The organism is Embleya sp. AB8, assembly GCF_049739465.1.
Taxonomy (GTDB): domain Bacteria; phylum Actinomycetota; class Actinomycetes; order Streptomycetales; family Streptomycetaceae; genus Embleya.
This window is the reverse complement of the sequence record NZ_JBMHHY010000031.1, coordinates 44,469-62,270: the sequence shown is the minus strand read 5'-3', so window position 1 is coordinate 62,270 and position 17,802 is coordinate 44,469. Positions and strand designations below refer to the sequence as shown.

At 71.0% G+C, this 17,802-nt stretch carries 13 protein-coding genes; 10 read left to right on the top strand and 3 right to left on the bottom strand.

The window, feature by feature from the left end:
- Positions 1–181 precede the first annotated feature (181 nt).
- Positions 182–730, bottom strand: coding sequence for a GbsR/MarR family transcriptional regulator (locus tag ABIA38_RS36470; protein WP_424643249.1), 549 nt, complete (start codon positions 728–730; stop codon positions 182–184).
- An 89-nt stretch (positions 731–819) separates the two neighbouring features.
- On the opposite strand from ABIA38_RS36470, the gene ABIA38_RS36465 reads away from it, so the two are divergent.
- Positions 820–1,869, top strand: coding sequence for an ATP-binding cassette domain-containing protein (locus ABIA38_RS36465; RefSeq protein ID WP_424643248.1), 1,050 nt, complete (start codon positions 820–822; stop codon positions 1,867–1,869).
- Positions 1,866–3,527, top strand: coding sequence for an ABC transporter permease (locus ABIA38_RS36460; protein WP_424643247.1), 1,662 nt, complete (start codon positions 1,866–1,868; stop codon positions 3,525–3,527). Before ABIA38_RS36465 ends, ABIA38_RS36460 begins: the two co-directional genes overlap by 4 nt.
- A 21-nt stretch (positions 3,528–3,548) precedes the next feature.
- Here ABIA38_RS36460 and ABIA38_RS36455 read toward each other — a convergent pair whose 3' ends face one another.
- Positions 3,549–4,982 (bottom strand): sugar porter family MFS transporter, encoded by a 1,434-nt coding sequence (locus ABIA38_RS36455; protein ID WP_424643246.1) that lies wholly within the window; start codon positions 4,980–4,982, stop codon positions 3,549–3,551.
- Between the two features lie 447 nt (positions 4,983–5,429).
- Here ABIA38_RS36455 and ABIA38_RS36450 point away from each other — a divergent pair, with 447 nt between their 5' ends.
- The 8 genes from ABIA38_RS36450 to ABIA38_RS36415 all read left to right on the top strand — a co-directional run bounded on the left by ABIA38_RS36450 (position 5,430) and on the right by ABIA38_RS36415 (position 17,555).
- Entirely contained in the window at positions 5,430–7,781 is a 2,352-nt protein-coding gene (locus tag ABIA38_RS36450; RefSeq protein WP_424643245.1) for a M4 family metallopeptidase, read from the top strand.
- A gap of 335 nt (positions 7,782–8,116) precedes the next feature.
- On the top strand, positions 8,117–9,328 hold the full coding sequence (locus ABIA38_RS36445; RefSeq protein WP_424643244.1) for an ROK family protein: 1,212 nt from the start codon (positions 8,117–8,119) through the stop codon (positions 9,326–9,328).
- A gap of 293 nt (positions 9,329–9,621) precedes the next feature.
- Positions 9,622–10,911 carry an ABC transporter substrate-binding protein gene (locus ABIA38_RS36440; RefSeq protein ID WP_424643313.1) on the top strand — a complete coding sequence of 430 codons (1,290 nt, stop codon included), beginning with the start codon at positions 9,622–9,624 and terminating at the stop codon, positions 10,909–10,911.
- Positions 10,912–10,915: 4 nt separating this feature from the next.
- A complete protein-coding gene (locus ABIA38_RS36435) occupies positions 10,916–11,881 on the top strand; it encodes a carbohydrate ABC transporter permease (protein ID WP_424643243.1) in 966 nt (321 codons plus the stop codon).
- Positions 11,882–12,007: 126 nt separating this feature from the next.
- Positions 12,008–12,913, top strand: coding sequence for a carbohydrate ABC transporter permease (locus ABIA38_RS36430; RefSeq protein WP_424643242.1), 906 nt, complete (start codon positions 12,008–12,010; stop codon positions 12,911–12,913).
- Entirely contained in the window at positions 12,910–14,196 is a 1,287-nt protein-coding gene (locus ABIA38_RS36425; protein WP_424643241.1) for a 6-phospho-beta-glucosidase, read from the top strand. Before ABIA38_RS36430 ends, ABIA38_RS36425 begins: the two co-directional genes overlap by 4 nt.
- The gene (locus tag ABIA38_RS36420; RefSeq protein ID WP_424643240.1) at positions 14,184–15,203 is read left to right on the top strand and encodes an N-acetylglucosamine kinase; all 1,020 of its coding nucleotides are present in this window, start codon (positions 14,184–14,186) and stop codon (positions 15,201–15,203) included. Before ABIA38_RS36425 ends, ABIA38_RS36420 begins: the two co-directional genes overlap by 13 nt.
- Before the next feature lie 678 nt (positions 15,204–15,881).
- A complete protein-coding gene (locus tag ABIA38_RS36415) occupies positions 15,882–17,555 on the top strand; it encodes an MFS transporter (protein ID WP_424643239.1) in 1,674 nt (557 codons plus the stop codon).
- On the opposite strand, the gene ABIA38_RS36410 is transcribed toward ABIA38_RS36415, so the two are convergent.
- Positions 17,524–17,745: a hypothetical protein gene (locus tag ABIA38_RS36410; RefSeq protein WP_424643238.1), complete on the bottom strand. Its 222-nt coding sequence runs from the start codon at positions 17,743–17,745 to the stop codon at positions 17,524–17,526. The two genes, ABIA38_RS36415 and ABIA38_RS36410, sit on opposite strands and share 32 nt — an antisense overlap.
- Positions 17,746–17,802: the final 57 nt, after the last annotated feature.

The following is a 17,802-nucleotide window of genomic DNA, read 5'->3' as shown; positions in this document are numbered from 1 at the left end:
TGACGTCCCGGCATCAGGCCGGCGTCCGCCACCCAGCACGCGGTCCCCACTCCCCGCACCCCGACACCCGATCCCGATCCCGATCCCGGGCACCGGGCACGGACCCTCACCCACCACCCACAAGGCCGTCAAAGCCGCAACCAACCCCACCCGCCCTCAACCCCAACCCCAACCCCCGCCCTCAAACCCCGCCCTCCGCCCCCCGCCGCGCGCGCCAGCGGGCCATCATGCCCACGAACTCGGCCTGGAGGAAGGCGAAGAATTCCGCCGATTCCTGGGCCCGGGTGCCGGCCGGTGTCTCCGGGCCCAAGGCTCGGGCGCCCTCTCGCAGGATCACCTCGAAGCGGGCCAGGAGCTTGTCCCGCTCGCCGTATGTGGCGTACCACAGCTCGTCCTGGAGGCAGTAGCGGTCCCGCCGCGAGCCCGGCTCGCGTACCCGGTGGACCATCCGCAGCCCGGACAGGTAGCTGATCGCCGAGGACACCGCCGCGGGGCTGATCTGCAACGTCTCGCCCAGTTCGGCGGAGGTCATGCTCGCCGAGTCGGCCGCGAGCAGCGCGGCGAATACGCGCGCGCCCATGCGCTGCATGCCGGCCTCGGTCAGTTCGGCGGCGAAACGTTCGATGTATCGCGCGACATCCGCCTCGTCCCGCTCTCCACCCTCGCCCCTGCCCTCGCCACCGCTCCCGCCGGCACCCGGCGTCGTCGTCACCGGCTCGTCGTGTCGCATTCGCATCCCTCCGCTCGCCGCCCCGCCGTACATGATTCTTGAGATTTCTTAACTTCACAACTTCCTGAAAGAAGCGTACCTTCTGAAATATGAACACGGCGATCAGTGTCAGCGGTCTGCACAAGTCCTTCGGGCGCACGCACGCCCTCGACGGTCTCGATCTCGACGTCGCGGCCGGCGAGGTACACGGCTTCCTGGGCCCGAACGGCGCAGGCAAATCCACCACCATCCGGATCCTGCTCGGCCTGATCCGCGCCGACCGGGGCGCGGTCACCCTGCTCGGCGGCAACCCCTGGCGCGACGCGGTCGAACTGCATCGGCGGATCGCCTACGTCCCCGGCGACGTCACCCTGTGGCGCAACCTCAGCGGCGGCGAGGTGATCGACCTGTACGGCCGACTGCGCGGCGGCCTGGACCCGGCCCGGCGCGCCGAACTACTCGCCCGCTTCGAACTGGACCCGACCAAGAAAGGCCGCGCCTACTCCAAGGGCAACCGGCAAAAGGTGGCCCTGGTCGCCGCGTTCGCCTCGGACGCCGACCTGCTGATCCTGGACGAGCCCACCTCCGGCCTGGACCCGCTGATGGAGGACGTCTTCCGGGCCTGTGTCGCCGAGGAGCGCGAGCGCGGCCGGACCGTACTGCTCTCCAGCCACATCCTGGCCGAGGTCGAGGTGCTGTGCGATCGGGTCAGCATCATCCGCAACGGCCGCACCGTGGAGTCCGGTTCGCTGGCCGAGCTGCGCCATCTGAGCCGCACCACGGTACGGGCCGAACTACGCGGCAGCCCCGCCGGCCTCGCCGACCTCCCCGGCGTGTACGACATCGAGACCAGCACCGGGACGAGCACCGGGACCGGCGTCAAAACAGGCGTCAAAACCGGCGTCAAAACAGGCGTCGGGACCGGCGTCGGGACCGGCGTCGAGACAAGTACCGACGCCCACGTCATCCTCCAGGTCGACAACGAGTACCTGGACCCGATCCTGCGCCGCCTCACCGAGATCGGCGTGCGCAGCCTCACCAGCAACCCGCCCACCCTGGAGGAGTTGTTCCTCCGGCACTACCGCACCGCCGACGCCGCCGCCGACGCCGCCGCCGACAACGCCCAGGTCCCGAGCGCCACCGAGGGGGTGTCCCGATGACCGCCGCCACCCTGACCACCGCGCCCACCGGCTCCGCCCACCACCTCACCGGCACCCGCATGCTGATCCGGCTCGCGCTGCGGCGCGACCGCGTACTGCTCCCGGTCTGGATCCTGGTCCTGGTCACCACCATCTCCAGCACCGAACGCTCCCTGGAAAACCTCTACGACACCGCCGCCAAACGCGCCAAGATCGCCGACGACATGAACGCCAACGGCTCGTTCCGCGCCCTCTACGGCGCGGTCCACGCCGACTCCTTCGGCGGCCTGACCGTCTGGCGCGTCGGCGGCACGATCGCCCTCCTGGCCGGGCTGATGAGCCTGCTCGTGGTCATCCGGCACACCCGCGAGGAAGAGGAGACGGGTCGTCAGGAGGCGCTGTCCGCCGGGATGTTGGGCCGCCGGGCGCCGCTGACCGCGGCCCTGACCACCGCCGCCGCGGCCAACGTGCTGTTCCTCGTCCTGCTCACCGCGATCCTGCGCGGCGCGGGCCAATCGGCCGCCGGTTCCCTCGCGTTCGGCGCCGTCGTCGCGCTCACCGGCATGGTCTTCGCCGGCATCGCCGCGGTCGCCGCCCAACTCACCGAGAACACCCGCCTGGCCCGCGGCATCGCCGCCGCCGCACTCGGCATCGCCTTCGTCCTGCGCGCCTCCGGCGACGCGGCGAACAGCAGCACGGCCGGCAACAGCCCCGCCGACACCAGTCACCCACTCCTGTGGGTGACCCCCCTCGGCTGGGCCGAGAACGTCCGCCCGTTCGCCGACAACCGCTGGTGGGTCCTCCTGCTGCCGGTCGCGTTCGCCGCCGGCTGCATCGCACTCGCCTACGCCCTCGCCGACCGCCGCGACCTCGGCGCCGGCTTCATCCCGGCGCGCCCGGGACCCGCCTCGGCGCCCGCGTCGTTGGCCGGCGTGTACGGCCTGGCCTGGCGGCTCCAGCGTGGCTCGCTGCTGGCCTGGGTGGTCGGATTCGCGTTCGGCGGTGCGGTGTTCGGCGGCATCGCCGACGGCGCCAAGGACATCGTCGGGGACAACACCGGCACCCGTGACCTGTTCCGCCGGATGGGCGGCCACACCGACCTGACCGACGCGTTCCTGTCCACACTGCTCGGCATCCTCGGCCTGATCTGCGTACTGTTCACCGCCGCCGCCGTACTGCGCCTGCGCGACGAGGAGACCGGCAACCGGGCCGAACCGCTGCTCGCCGGCGCGGTCGGCCGGCTCCGCTGGGCGGGCGGCCACCTGGTGATCGCGTACGCCGGCGCCCTGGCCATCCTTGCCGGCGGCGGCCTGGCGATGGGCCTGTCGTACGGCATCACCGTCGGCGACGTATCCGGCCAACTCCCCCGCATCCTGCTCGCCGCACTGGCCCAGGCACCCGCCGTGTGGGTGATGACCGGCCTGGCCGTCCTGATCGTCGGCACGCTGCCCCGCCTGAGTACCGCCGTCTGGGGCCTGGTCGGCCTGGTGATCGCGCTCGGCTGGCTCGGCCCGGCACTCAAGTTGCCCCAGGCCGTGCTCGACGTGTCCCCCTTCGGCCACCTCCCGAAGTTGCCCGGCGCCGACGTGACCGCCACCCCGTACGCCTGGCTGCTCGCCCTCGCACTCCTGCTCCCGGCCGCCGGCCTGACCGCGCTGCGCCGCCGCGACCTGGACTGAAGCCAACCAACAGAGCGGCCCTCAGCCCATCTCCTCCAACGTCTTGCCCTTCGTCTCCTGCACGAACTTCAGTACGAACGGGATGGACAACACCGCGAAGCACGCATAGATCACATACGTCGCCGACAGATCCCAGTCCGACAGGGTCGGGAACGACACCGTGATCACCCAGTTCGCGATCCACTGCGCCGACGCGGCCACGCCGAGCGCCGCCGCGCGGATCTTGTTCGGGAACATCTCGCCCAGGAAGACCCACACCACCACGCCCCACGACAGCGCGAAGAACAGGACGAACGAGTGGGCCGCGATCAGCGCGACAGTGCCCTCGGTGTTCGGGAGTTTGATCGACTTGCCCTGCCCGGTACGCGCCGAGAAGGCCCACGCCACCGTGCCCAGCGAGAGCGCCATGCCGGTCGAGCCGACCAGCGCGAGCGGCTTGCGGCCCACCCGGTCGACCAGCGAAATGGCGATGATGGTGCCGATGATGTTGATGATCGACGTGGTGAACGAGTACAGGAACGAGCTGTTCGGGTTGATCCCCACCGACTGCCACAACGAGGCCGAGTAGTAGAAGATCACGTTGATCCCCACCAACTGCTGGAACACCGAGAGCCCGATGCCGATCCACACGATCGGCAGGAAGACGAAGCCACCGCCGCCCAACAGATCCCCGAACGTGGACTTGTGTTCGCGGCGCATCGCCTCCTCGATCTCCGCGACGCGCGCGTCCAGATCGACGTCGTCGCTCTCCACCTCGGCAAGCACCTTCTTCGCCTGCTCGACCCGACCGACCGACAACAGGAAGCGCGGCGACTCGGGGATGGTGAAGGTGAACAGGCCGTACAACACGGCCGGGATCACCATCACGCCGAGCATCACCTGCCACGCCTCCAGGCCAAAGAGCAACTTCCCACGCTGATCGCCGTCGGCCAGGTTGAGGATCCCCCAGTTGACCAACTGCGAGACGGCGATCCCGGTGACGATCGCGGCCTGCTGGAACGAGCCGAGCCGGCCCCGGTACGCGGGCGGCGCGACCTCGGCGATATACGCCGGGCCGATCACCGAGGCCATCCCGATCGCCGTCCCGCCGAACACGCGCCACATCGCCAGGTCCCACAGCGCGAACGGCAACGCCGAGCCGACCGCGCTGACCGCGAACAACACGGCGGCGATCTGCATCACCCGGATCCGGCCGATCCGGTCCGCGATCCGCCCGGCCACCGCGGCCCCGATCGCACAACCGACCAGTGCGGCGGCGACCACCTGCGCGAGCAGACTCGACCCGGGGGTGAACTTGCCCCGAATGCCCTCCACCGCGCCGTTGATCACCGAACTGTCGTAACCGAAGAGGAAACCGCCCATCGCGGCGGCGGCCGTGATGAAGATGACGTGGCCGAGATTCTCCGAGTAGGCACCCCCACTCGAACGCCCTGTCGCCGATGTGGTGCCGGCCAACGCCCGCCTCCTGCCGATCGGTGCGCGCCGTGCGGATCGGCGCGCCTCCGTACGGATCGATGTACTCCGTACGGCGTCCTGATTCCGGACGGTTTGCCGGATCTTGAGAGTTGCCCGATATTTCGTCGCTAATCATCCGGATCCGCGCCGACGGCCGGCCGCAGGCCGGCCGCGAGCCGGCCACGACAAACCGCAGACAAGCCACCGATAAGGCCGCAGACAGGTCGCCAACGAGCCGAACCGTTTCGCCACCGATCCCGCTCGCCAACCCGCGTTTGCCAGAATTCGCCGGTTTTTGCGGCCCACTTCACCGGGCCCCGAACCCGTGTGAGTGTTTCGCTCGCTCGGGCACGAACCCGGTCCGCACGGTCGCCCGCATCGCCCACAAGGCGTACGCGGCGCGGACCGGCGACGTGGTCGAGGTATGCCCCCACCCAAGGAGCCTCGATGAACCGCAGAACGACCACGGCCGGGACCGTCCTGGCCATGCTCGCCGGATTGGCGATCAGCGCGGCCGGCCCCTCCTCCGCCGGCGCCGGCGCCGATTCCTCCCCGCCCTCCACCGACCACCAGGCAATCGCGATATCCGCCGCCGACCGGGCGGTCAACAGCGGCCTGGACAACCTGGCCAAGGGGTCCGACGAGCAGTACCAACGCCAGCTCGTCACCCCCTGGGTCAACGACCTGTTCTCCGTCGCCTACGAGCGCACCTACCGCGGCATCCCGGTCGTCGGCGGCGACGCGGTCGTGCTGGCCGACGGCAAGGGCCGGATCCGCGCGACCCAGAACGCCACCGACGCACGAATAGCCGTCACCACCCAACCGAGCATCGCGGCAGGCGACGCCGAGAGCACGTCCAAGGCCCAACTCGCCCTGGTGAACAAGGTGGAGTCGCACCGCCTGGTCGTCCGGGTCAAGGACGGCAACAGCGCGCTGGCCTGGGAGACGGTGGTCGCCGGTCGGACCACGACCGCGCCGAGCAGGCTGCACGTCTTCGTCGACGCGAGCACCGGCAAGGTCCTCGACACCTACGACGACGTCAAGGCCGGCAGCGGTACCAGTGAGTGGAACGGCCCGAACCCGCTCAACATCGACACCACCAACGCGGGTGGTTCGTACGAGCTGAGCGACCCGACCCGGCCCGGCCTGAGCTGCTCCGACTACGACACCGGTCAGGTCTTCAGCAAGTCCAGCGACTCGTGGGGCGACGGCCAGGCCGCCACCCGGGAGACCGGTTGTGTCGACGCGTTGTGGGCGGCCCAGCACGAGTGGAACATGCTGCGCGACTGGCTCGGCCGCAACGGCCACGACGGCAACGGCGGGAGCTGGCCGGTCAAGGTCGGCCTGAACGACGTCAACGCCTACTGGGACGGCTCGTCCATCTCGATCGGCCACAACCAGGCCAACCAGTGGATTGCCGCGATGGACGTCGTGGGCCACGAATTCGGGCACGGCATCGACCAGTTCACCCCCGGCGGCACCAGCAGCGAGGCCGGACTCGGCGAGGGCACCGGCGACATCTTCGGCGCGCTGACCGAGTGGTACACCAACGAGCCCGCGCCGTACAACACGCCGAACTTCACCGTCGGCGAGATGGTCAACCTGGTCGGCAACGGCCCGATCCGCTACATGTACAAGCCGTCCACCAACGGCGACCCGGACTGCTACAGCTCCTCCATCCCCAGCACCGAGGTGCACAAGGCGGCCGGGCCGCTCAACCACTGGTTCTACCTGCTCGCCGAGGGCACCAGCCCCTCCAACGGCCAGCCCAGCAGCCCGACCTGCAACAACACCACCCTCACCGGGGCCGGTGTCCAGCAGGCCGGCAAGGTCTTCTACGGCGCGATGTTGCTCAAGACCAGCGGGATGTCGTACAAGCGCTACCGCACCGCCACCCTGAGCTCGGCCAAGGCGCTCGACCCGACCTGTGACCTGTTCAAGAAGACCAAGGCGGCCTGGGACGCGGTCAGCCTGCCGGCCCAGTCCGGTGACCCGACCTGCACCGGCGGTCCGGGCAACCCCGACTTCTCGATCAGCCTCAACCCGACCTCGGGCACCGTCTCGCCCGGCGGCAACGTCAGCACCACGGTGAACACCACGACCACCAGCGGCTCGGCGCAGACGGTCACCCTGGCCGCCTCCGGCCTGCCGAACGGTGTCACCGCGCAGTTCACCCCGGGCAGCGTCCAGTCGGGCGCGAGCTCGACGCTGAAGTTGTCGGCGAGTTCGACGGCGGCGGCGGGCACCTCCACGGTGACGGTGACCGCGACCGGCAGCACCACGCACACCGCGCAGTACACGCTGACCGTGGGCGGCGGGGGTCCGGGCAACCCCGACTTCTCCCTCGCCCTCAACCCGACCTCGGGCACGGTTTCGCCCGGGGGCAATGTGAGCACCACGGTGAACACCGCGACCACCAGCGGCACGGCGCAGACGGTCACCCTGGCCGCCTCGGGTCTGCCCAGCGGCGTCACCGCGCAGTTCACCCCGGGCACCGTGCAGTCGGGTGCCAGTTCCACGCTGAAGTTGTCGGCGAGTTCGACGGCGACGGCCGGTACGTACACCGTGACGGTGACCGGCTCCGGTAGCACCACCCACAGCGCGCAGTACACGCTGACCGTCGGCGGCGGCGGTCCGGGCAACTGCACCGCACCCGCGTGGGACGAGAACGCGATCTACACCAACGGCAGCGTGGTCTCCTACCAGGGCCACACCTACCGCGCCAAGTGGTGGACCCAGGGCGAAACCCCCGGAACCACCGGCCAATGGGGCGTCTGGGTCGACCTCGGCCCCTGCTGACCCGAACCGACCCGTTAGGTAGCCACTCTGCTGCCCGGTAGGCCGAACCCGGCCCGCCGGGCAGCAGTCCGTTCCGGACCCGCCGATCGCCGCGCCGGCCGACCGTCGACCGCCCGCCGACCGCCCGCCGACCGCCCGCCGACCGCCCGTCGGCTGCCCGTCGACCGCCCGTCGGCTGCCCGTCGGCTGCCCGCGTCCGGGCTTCACCACCGATTCCCTTGCCGGACAAGGGGAAAGACCTTGCCGGACACCCTTGACAGTGCCGAGAGAGCGGGCCTAATTTCCTCTACAACTCTTAGGAAGGTTTCCTAACAGTGGCGAAAGGGAGACCGCACATGGCCGGGAGCACCGAGCGCGGCGCGGGAGCGTCCGGGCGGGAGCAGGCCGGGCGGCCGAGCCTTTTGCGGGCCATCAACGACCGGGCCGCGCTCGAACTCCTCTTGCGGCACGGGCGGCTGTCCCGAGGCCAGATCGGCTCGATGACCGGTTTGTCGAAGCCGACCGCCTCCCAGCTGCTCTCCCGCCTGGAGGCGGCCGGCCTGGTCGTCGGGGTCGGCACCACCGAGGGCGGCCGAGGGCCCGGTGCCCAGCTGTACGAGATCAACCCGGCGGCGGGCCACGTCGCGGGCCTGGACGTCACGCCCGCCCGGATCCGGGTGGCCATCGCCGACCTGACCGGGCGTGTCGTGGGCGAGCACGAACTGCCCACCCCGCGCCGGGAAGCGGCCGATACGCCGGGCCGGATCCGGGAGGCGGTCCGGGCCGCCGCAAAGCCCGCCGGACTCGACCTGGCCGATCTGGCGCACGTGGTGATCGGCATCCCGGGCGCATTCGACCCGACCACCGAGCAGTTCCGCTACGGCCGCCACCTCGCGGGCTGGCACTCCCCCGGGGTGCTGGACCTGGTCCGCGAGGAACTCGGTCTGACCGTGGACGTCGAAAACGACGTCAACCTCGCCGCGCTCGCCGAACAGCGCGACGGATCGGCCCGCGACGGCGGCGACTTCGTGTTGTTGTGGGTCGACGAGGGGATCGGCTGCGCGATCGTGCTCGGCGGTCGACTGCATCGCGGGGCCACCGGTGGTGCGGGCGAGGTCGGCTACATGCCGATGCCCGGCGCGCCGTTGCCGCACGACGTCAGCCGCCGCAACACCGGCGGCTTCCAGCAACTCGCGGGCGCTCCGGCGGTGTTGTCCCTGGCCCGTGCCTACGGGGTGGGCAGTCGGACCGCGCCGCAGGCGGTGGCCCGGGCGGTCCGGGCGGCCGAATCACGCGGCGGCGCCTTCCTGGACGAGTTGGCCAACCGGCTCGCGGTGGGCATCGCGGTGATCGTCTCGGTGCTCGATCCGGGACTCGTGGTCCTGTCCGGGGCCATCCCGATGGCCGGCGGCGAGGCACTTCGCTCCCGCGTGGTCGACGAGTTGCACCGCCTCGCGATCCCGCGTCCACGCGTCGTACTCGGCGACGTACCCGCCAACCCCGTCCTCGCCGGCGCCGTACACGCGGCCCTCGACGTAGCCCGCGACGTCGTGTTCACCACGACCTGACGCACCGCCGCATCACCACCCCACCACCGACGCTCGCCCCCGCCGCAGCCCGTCGGTCCCCCACGCGTACCACCAGCGCCATCGGCCCACCGCACCCGAAGTCCGCGCATCGCAGCATGTCCCCCGCACCGCCCCGCAGTTCGAGGTAGCCGCTCCGCCGTTACACCGCAACGCCTTCGGCGCAGTACGTCCCGGCCGCGCCGCCGCCATCTCCGGAGGAGGATCCAGTGCACAGACTCCCACGGCTCCGTCGTTCCATCACGACCCTCGCGTGCGCCGCCACGCTCGCCCTGATGGCCTCCGCGTGCGCCGGCGACGACGGCGGCTCGGGGTCCGGCACCGGCGCCGCCGAGGCGCCCGACAAGAAGGTCACCATCAGCTTCTGGCACGGCTGGAGCGCCGAGAGCGAGACCAAGGCGGTCCGCGACCTGGTCGCCAAGTTCAACGCCACACACCCCAACATCACCGTCAAGATCACCGACAACGTGACCGACGACAAGATCACCCAGGGCATCCGCTCCGGCAAGGGCCCGGACGTGGTCTCCTCGTTCACCACGGACAACGTCGGCCAGTTCTGTACCTCCGGCTCCTGGACCGACCTGGCCCCCTGGCTGGCCCAGTCCGGCATCGACCCGGTCGCCACCTTCCCCAAGGCGGTCCTGGACTACACCCAATTCCAGGGCAAGCGCTGTGCGTTGCCGCTGCTCGCCGACTCCTACGGGCTCTACTACAACAAGGACATGTTCGCCGCAGCGGGCATCCAAGGACCCCCGAAGACGCTCACCGAGCTGACCGAGACCGCCAAGAAGCTCAACCAGTTCAACGGCGACGGCACGTTCAAGGTGGCCGGCTTCGTACCCACCTTCCACGCCTACGAGTTCACCCCGGCGCACGCGCTCGCCCAGTTCGGTCCGACCTACCAGACCCCCGACGGCAAGTCGAACCTGGCCAAGGACCCGACGGTGCCGAAGTTCCTCGCCTGGCAGAAGCAATTCATCGAGAGCCAGGGCGGGTTCGACAAGCTGGAGAAGTTCCGCACCACGTTCGGCCAGGAGTTCTCCGCGGAGAACCCGTTCATGAGCGGCAAGATCGCGATGACCATGGACGGTGAGTGGCGCACCGCGATGATCAAGGAGAACGCGCCCAACCTGAACTACGGCACCGCGCCGTTCCCGGTCCCGGACGACCAGCTCGACAAGTACGGCCGCAGCTACCTCACCGGGACCACCATCGGGATCGCCAAGTCCAGCCACCACCAGCGCGCGGCCTGGGAGTTCGTCAAGTTCGTCACCACCGACACGGACGCGCTGAACAGCTTCTCGCAGGCGATCCACAACGTGCCCACCACGAACGCCGCGCTGGCCGCCTCCCCGTTGGCGGGCGACGAGCACTTCAAGCCGTTCCTCGACGCCTTCAAGCACCCCGCCAGCAACACCACGCCCGCCAGCCCCAACGGCGGCAAGTACCAGGTGACCTTCCAGGAGTTCGCGTACAAGTGGGAGTCCGGCTCGGGCGGCGACCCGAGCAAGGGACTGGCCGATCTGGACAAGCAGATCGACACCGACGTGGCCCAGGTCAAGTGATCCGATGACCATCACCGCCCCCGCGGCGGCGAAGGTCCCGGCGGCGCTGCGCAGGCAGCGCCGCCGGCGGAACCTGCGCACGCTCGCGTTCCTGTCCCCGTGGCTGATCGGCTTCTCGGTCTTCTTCGCGTATCCGCTCGGCGCGACCGTGTACTACTCGTTCACCCGCTACGACCTGATCAACCCGCCGGTGTGGGTGGGCACCCGCAACTGGGACTACGTGCTCAACGACTACCCGCAACTGTGGCAGGCGCTGCGCAACACGCTGTGGCTGGTCGTGGTGATGGTCACCCTGCGGGTGATCTTCGGCCTGGGCCTGGGCATGCTGGCGATTCGGCTCAAGCGCGGGTCGGGGCTGTTCCGCACGCTGTCCTATCTGCCCTACCTGGCCCCGCCGGTGGCCGCCACGATCGGCTTCGCCTTCCTGCTCAACCCCGGCACCGGGCCGGTCAACCACCTCCTCGGCAACGTCGGTCTGCCGCAACCGGGTTGGTTCACCGACCCGGACTGGTCCAAACCCGCGCTCACCCTGCTCGCCCTGTGGGGCATCGGCGACCTGCTGGTGATCTTCACCGCATCGCTGCTGGACGTGCCGCGCGAGCAGTACGAGGCGGCCGAGTTGGACGGCGCGAGCTCCTGGCAGCGCTTTCGCTACGTGACCTGGCCGGCGATCACCCCGGTCGTGCTGTTCGCCGTGGTCACCGGCGTGATCCAGACGATGCAGTACTACACGCAGGCGATGGTGGCCGGGAAGGTGGCCAGCGGCATCATCGGCAACTCCGGCCAGCCGTTCGAACCGGGTTATCCGCAGGGCACCACGCTGACCCTGCCGCAACTCGTCTACCAGGAGGGGTTCTCCAGCTTCAACACCGGTGCGGCGTGCGTGATCTCGCTGATCCTGTTCGCCCTCGCGATGTCCTTCACGTTCGTCCTGCTGCGCCGCCGCTCGGGCCTCCTGGACGACGACTGAGCGCCGAGCGCGAGCGCCGATGAAGCGCGGACCGAGCGCCGTTCCGCGTCGTCGGTTGACGCACCCGAACCCCCTTGCCCGACCCCCGAGTTCGACGAACCACCGTGCCCAGAAGGGATGGGATCCATGGCCCAGACCGTCGCGGCCGAGCAGGTCGGCCTCGCGCCGCCGCTCGCGCCCGCCCGGACGCCGCCGCGCCCGCAGCGGCGCAAGCGCGTACTGTCCTGGATCGGCGTGCACACGCTCGCCGTCACCGCCGTACTGTTCTTCACCCTGCCGTTCGTGTTCCTGTTCCTGACCTCGGTGATGAGCAACAAGCAGGCGCTGACCAGCGACCTGTGGCCCACCTCCTGGGAGTGGGGCAACTACACCAAGGTGATGAAGACCCCGGGCTTCGGCACGTGGTGGCGCAACACGCTGATGTACGCCGGGCTCGGCACCCTGTTCACGGTGATCTCCAGCCTGCCGGTGGCCTACGCGCTGGCCAAGTTCCGGTTCCGCTTCCGGGGCGTGGCGCTGATGCTGGTGATCTCGTCGATGATGTTGCCGCCGCAGGTGATCGTCATCCCGATGTACATCTTCTGGGCCAAGCAGATGCACCTGACCGGGACGTTGTGGCCGCTGATCATCCCGATGGCCTTCGGCGACGCGTTCACCATCTTCCTGCTTCGCCAGTTCCTGCTCACCATCCCGTCCGAATACCTGGACGCGGCCCGGGTGGACGGGTGCGGCGAGTTGCGCATCCTGATCTCGATCGTGCTGCCGATGATCCGGCCGGCGATCGCGGCGGTCGCGCTGTTCCAGTTCTTCTACTGCTGGAACGACTATTTCGGACCACAGGTGTACGCCTCGGAGAATCCGGGCGCGTGGACGTTGTCCTACGGCCTGGAGTCGTTCAAGGGCGCACACCAGGTCAATTGGAACCTCATGATGGCCGCCACCCTCCTGGTGATGGCGCCGGTGATCCTCGTGTTCTTCTTCGCCCAGAAGGCGTTCATCGAGGGCGTGACATTGACGGGAGTAAAGGGTTGAAGCTTGCGGTGGTGGGCGGTGGGTCCACCTACACTCCCGAACTCGCGGACGGCCTCGGCCGGTTGCGCGAAACCTTGCCGGTCGACGAGTTGGTCCTGGTCGACCCGGTACTCGAACGCCTGGAGCCGGTCGGCGCGGTGGTCCGCCGCATCCTGGCCCGGTACGGACACCCGGCCCGGGTCGTGCTCACCGACGATCTGGACGCGGGGGTCGAGGACGCCGACGCGGTGCTCTTCCAGCTCCGGGTGGGCGGTCAGGAGGCCCGCGCGCAGGACGAGGCGTGGCCGCTGGACTGCGGCTGCGTGGGGCAGGAGACCACCGGCGCGGGCGGCCTGGCCAAGGCGCTGCGGACCGTGCCGGTGGTGCTCGACGCGGCCGAACGGGTGCGCCGGGCCGCGCCGAACGCGTGGCTCGTGGACTTCACCAACCCGGTGGGCATCGTCACCCGCGCCCTGCTCGACGAGGGGCATCGCGCGGTGGGGTTGTGCAACGTGGCGATCACCTTCCAGCGCCGCTTCGCCGGGCTGATGCAACTGCCGCCGGATCGGATCCGGCTCGACCATGTCGGGCTCAACCACCTGACCTGGGAGCGCGGTGTCCACGTCCTGGACGAACAGGGCGAGCCGGGCCCGGACTTGCTGCCGCGCCTGCTTGCCGAGCACGGGGCGGCGATCGCCGCGGACATCGAGTTGCCGGTGGACCTGATGTACCGTCAGGGCACCGTCCCCTCCTACTACCTGCGCTACTTCTACGCGCACGACGCGGTGGTCTCCGAGCAGCGGCACACCGAGTCCCGGGCCCAGGCGGTGGCCGCGATCGAGCACGAACTGCTCGCGCTGTACGCGGATCCGACCCTGGACACCAAGCCGGCACTGCTGGAGCAGCGCGGCGGGGCGTACTACTCGGAGGCGGCCGTATCGCTGGTCGCCGCGCTGCTCGGCACCGGCGGCCACGGCGTCGACCCGGTCCAGGTGGCCAACGTACGCAACCGGGGCACGCTGCCGTTCCTCCCGGACGACGCGGTGATCGAGGTGCAGTCCCGGATCGAGGCGAGCGGCGCGACGCCGTTGCCGGTGGCGCCGGTCGGGGCGTTGCAGGCCGGGCTGATCGCGCATGTCGCGGCCTACGAGGAGTTGGCCCTGGACGCCGCGCTGCGCGGTGGCCGGGATCGGGTGTTCACGGCGTTGTTGGCACACCCCCTGGTCGGGCAGTACGACATCGCCGAGGCGCTCACCGATCGGCTGCTTGCCGCGGGCAAGGAGCACCTCCCGTGGGCGCGGTGATCGCGCCCGTCCCGGCGGTGCTCGCGATCGACGCGGGCAACTCGAAGACGGACGTCGCGGTGGTGGACGCGGCCGGTCGGGTGTGGGGGCGAAGCCGAGGTCCCGGCTACACGCCGTACGTACTGGGCCAGGACGCGGCGGTCGAGGTGATCGCCGCGCTGGTCGAGGAGGTACTGCGGTCGGCGGCCGGGGTCGGCCCGGTGGAGCACGTGGCCGCCTACCTGGCCAATATCGACCTGCCGGTGGAGGAGCTGCGGCTGCGCAAGGAGTTCGAGGACCGGGGGTGGAGCCGCACGGTCACCGTCGGCAATGACACCTTCGCGGTGCTGCGCTCGGGTACGGGTGCGCCGCGCGGGGTCGCGGTGGTGTGCGGCGCGGGGATCAACTGCGTGGGCCTGCTGCCGGACGGGCGTACCGCGCGCTTCCCGGCCCTCGGCCGGATCACCGGGGACTGGGGCGGCGGGATCGGCCTGATGGAGGAGGTGATGTGGTCCTCGGTCCGCGCCGAGGACGGCCGGGGCCGGTCCACCGCGCTGGCCGCCGCGACGGCCGACCACTTCGGCCTGACCTCGGCCACGGCCGTCGCCGAGGCGGTACACCTGGGCGAACTCCCGGCCGAACGCCTCCACGAACTCGTCCCCCTCCTCTTCCGAGTGGCCGAGGCGGGCGACCCGGTGGCCGAGGAGGTGGTCGACCGCCAAGCCGGCGAGATCGCGGTGATGGCGGTAACCGCCCTCCGCCGCCTGGACCTCCTGGCCGAAGCGGCCGACGTAGTCCTGGGCGGCGGCGTCCTGGCCGCGGAACCCCCGACCTTGATGGCCGCCGTCGATAAGAAGATCCACGCTTCGGCCCCAAGAGCCATCCTCCGAGTAGCCACGGCCCCACCGGTGGTAGGCGCCGCCCTCCTCGGCCTCGACCACATCCGCACCGACGGCAGAGCCCCGACCGACCCGCACGGCGCGGCGGAGGCACTGCTCCGAAGCCATTGGCGGGGGGCGCCGGGCTGAGGAACGCCGGCCCGTCCGGCGTTTGAGGACACCAGGCCGGAGGCCGGCCCCCTCCCGGCGGAGTCGACATCCGAGGCGGCCTCGGACCGGGACGGACCAACCCCAGCCCGTCCGGCGCTTGAGGACACCGGGCCGGAGGCCGGCTCCGCCCCGACCGCGTCGGCACTGCGAGTCGGCCCAAGTCGGGACGGGCCAACCCAGCCCGTCCGGCGTTTGAGGACACCAGGCCGGAGGCCGGCCCCCTCCCGGCGGAGTCGACATCCGAGGCGGGCTCGGACCGGGACGGACCAACCCCAGCCCGTCCGGCGCTTGAGGACACCAGGCCGGAGGCCGGCCCCGCCCCGACCGCGTCGGCACTGCGAGTCGGCCCAAGTCGGGACAGGCCAACCCAGCCCGTCCGGCGTTTGAGGACACCAGGCCGGAGGCCGGCCCCGCCCCGACCGCGTCGGCACTGCGAGTCGGCCCAAGTCGGGACGGGCCAACCCAGCCCGTCCGGCGTTTGAGGACACCAGGCCGGAGGCCGGCTCCGCACGCGCACCGGCCCGAGCCGTCCCGGCCCGCCCCCATCACCCGCGCCGCCAGGCCCGTGGGCGTCGCATACGATCCCGGCGGGGCGGGTGCATCCGCGATGGGGCCCACACGATGCGGACGAGGACAAACGACTGTGGGCGATTTCACGTGACCACCGGCTCGATACCGGGGCTGGTCCGGGACCGTGCGACCTGGCTGCTCTACCTGCACATGGCCGCCTTCGGCTACTTCCTCTACTGCTTCGGCCCGTCCGTCACGCTGCTCGGCGACGACCTGGGCCTGGGCAACGCGGTCGCGGCGCTGCACAGCACGGCGTACGCCGCGGCCGGGGTGTTGATCGCGCTGCTCGGCGATCGCCCGATGCGCCGCTTCGGTCGCGGGCGCACGTTGTGGGCCGGCTGCGCGCTGCTCAGCGTGGGCGTACCGGCGTATTGCGCGGCCGGTACGCCGGCGGTGTCGCTCAGCGCGGCCCTCCTGTGCGGATTCGGCGCCTTCCTCGTGGTCAACGTGGCCGGTACGGCGCTCGCCGACCACCACGGCCCGGCCGCCGGCCCGAGTGCCCTGAACGAGGCGAACGGCCTGGCCGCCGGTGTCGGCATGATCGCCCCGCTGCTGATCGGCGTGCTGGACTCGTCCGGCCCCGGCTGGCGCTGGGCGATGTACCTGGTCCCCGTCCTCTTCGCCACCCTTGCCATCACCCTCGGCCGAACCCCCATTCCGGGCCCGGCCCAAGCCCCGGAGCCGATCCGGACGCCGAAACCAAGCGCCGGGCCGAGCCCGGTCGGCACCAGAGAGGGCCCCGAAACCACGCCCCCGATCGGCATACCGCCCCAAACCAAGCCGACCGACCCGGTCGCCGGCCGCCACACTGCCGAGCCCGCGAACCCAATCGGCCCCGCGAGCCGGACCGCATCCGGCAACCCCGCCACTACCCACCACACCGCCGAGCCCGCGAACCCAACCGGCAGCCGGGACGCACTCGCAGCCGCGCCCCCGATCAGCACCGCGAACCGGACCGACCAGGCGAACTCGCCCGCCACCCGCGACGCACTCGGACCCACGGCCCCAATCGGCCTCCCGAACCGGACCGAGCCCGCCAACGCCGCCAACCCCGCCATCACCCGCCACGCCGCCGAGCCCGCGATCCTGCCCCGCGTACCGCCGCAGCAACCCGACCCCGCGAGCCCCGCCGGCGCCCCCGAACCCCATCGGCAACGGCGCGAGCCCGCCGCCGCCGGCCCGCTCCCGCCCGCCTACTGGTGGGCCTGGTTGCTGAGCGTGTGCTCCGTCGCCGTCGAGTTCTCGCTGTCCCTGTGGGCCTCCACGCTGCTCCGCGACCGTACCGGCATGTCCGAAGGCGCCGCGGCCACCGCGATGACCGCCGTCGTCGCCGGGCTGTGCCTGGGTCGGCTCGTCGGCGGTCGGCTCGCCCTGCGCGTACCGCTGGATCGGCTCTACGCCGGGGCCGTGGTGGTCAACCTGGTCGGCTTCACCGCGTTCTGGTCGGCCACCGTGCCGTGGCTTGCCTACGCCGGCCTGTTCGTCTCCGGGCTGGGCATGTCCGTGCAGTTCCCGCTGGCCACCGCGGCCGCGATCCGCGCCGCCGGCAGCCGCGCGGACCTGGCCGTCTCCCGCCTCGCCCTGGCCACCACGCTGGCCGCGGGCGGCGCGCCGTTCCTGCTCGGCCTGGCCACCGACCTGATGCCGGTCCGTACCGCGTTCCTGCTCCTGCCGATCCTGCTGCTGGCCTCGCTTCCGGTCCTGCGCAAGGCCACCACGCCGCCCCCGGTCACCCGCGAGCCGGCGCCGCCGCTTCCGTAGCGCACGCCAGTACCGCGCCCACGTCCTCCGACCGGGTGTCCGGGTGCACCAGGACCGACCCGGTCGCCGCCGCGAACCGCGCCGGCTCCCCGCCGTCCCACCCGTGCAGCTCCGATACGCCCAGCTCACCGGCCACCCCGGCGTCGGTGAACGGATGGCTGTGCGCGAATCCGGCAAAGGCGAGGCGCATGGTACGAGCATTCCCTCCGGGCGGCGAGCGTGGCGGATCGACCCTACGACCCGCCCG

Coding starts and splice junctions, on each gene's coding strand:
- ABIA38_RS36470 (WP_424643249.1), bottom strand. CDS start 730: ATGCGACACGACGAGCCGGTGACGACGACGCCGGGTGCCGGCGGGAGC.
- ABIA38_RS36465 (WP_424643248.1), top strand. CDS start 820: ATGAACACGGCGATCAGTGTCAGCGGTCTGCACAAGTCCTTCGGGCGC.
- ABIA38_RS36460 (WP_424643247.1), top strand. CDS start 1,866: ATGACCGCCGCCACCCTGACCACCGCGCCCACCGGCTCCGCCCACCAC.
- ABIA38_RS36450 (WP_424643245.1), top strand. CDS start 5,430: ATGAACCGCAGAACGACCACGGCCGGGACCGTCCTGGCCATGCTCGCC.
- ABIA38_RS36445 (WP_424643244.1), top strand. CDS start 8,117: ATGGCCGGGAGCACCGAGCGCGGCGCGGGAGCGTCCGGGCGGGAGCAG.
- ABIA38_RS36440 (WP_424643313.1), top strand. CDS start 9,622: ATGGCCTCCGCGTGCGCCGGCGACGACGGCGGCTCGGGGTCCGGCACC.
- ABIA38_RS36435 (WP_424643243.1), top strand. CDS start 10,916: ATGACCATCACCGCCCCCGCGGCGGCGAAGGTCCCGGCGGCGCTGCGC.
- ABIA38_RS36430 (WP_424643242.1), top strand. CDS start 12,008: ATGGCCCAGACCGTCGCGGCCGAGCAGGTCGGCCTCGCGCCGCCGCTC.
- ABIA38_RS36410 (WP_424643238.1), bottom strand. CDS start 17,745: ATGCGCCTCGCCTTTGCCGGATTCGCGCACAGCCATCCGTTCACCGAC.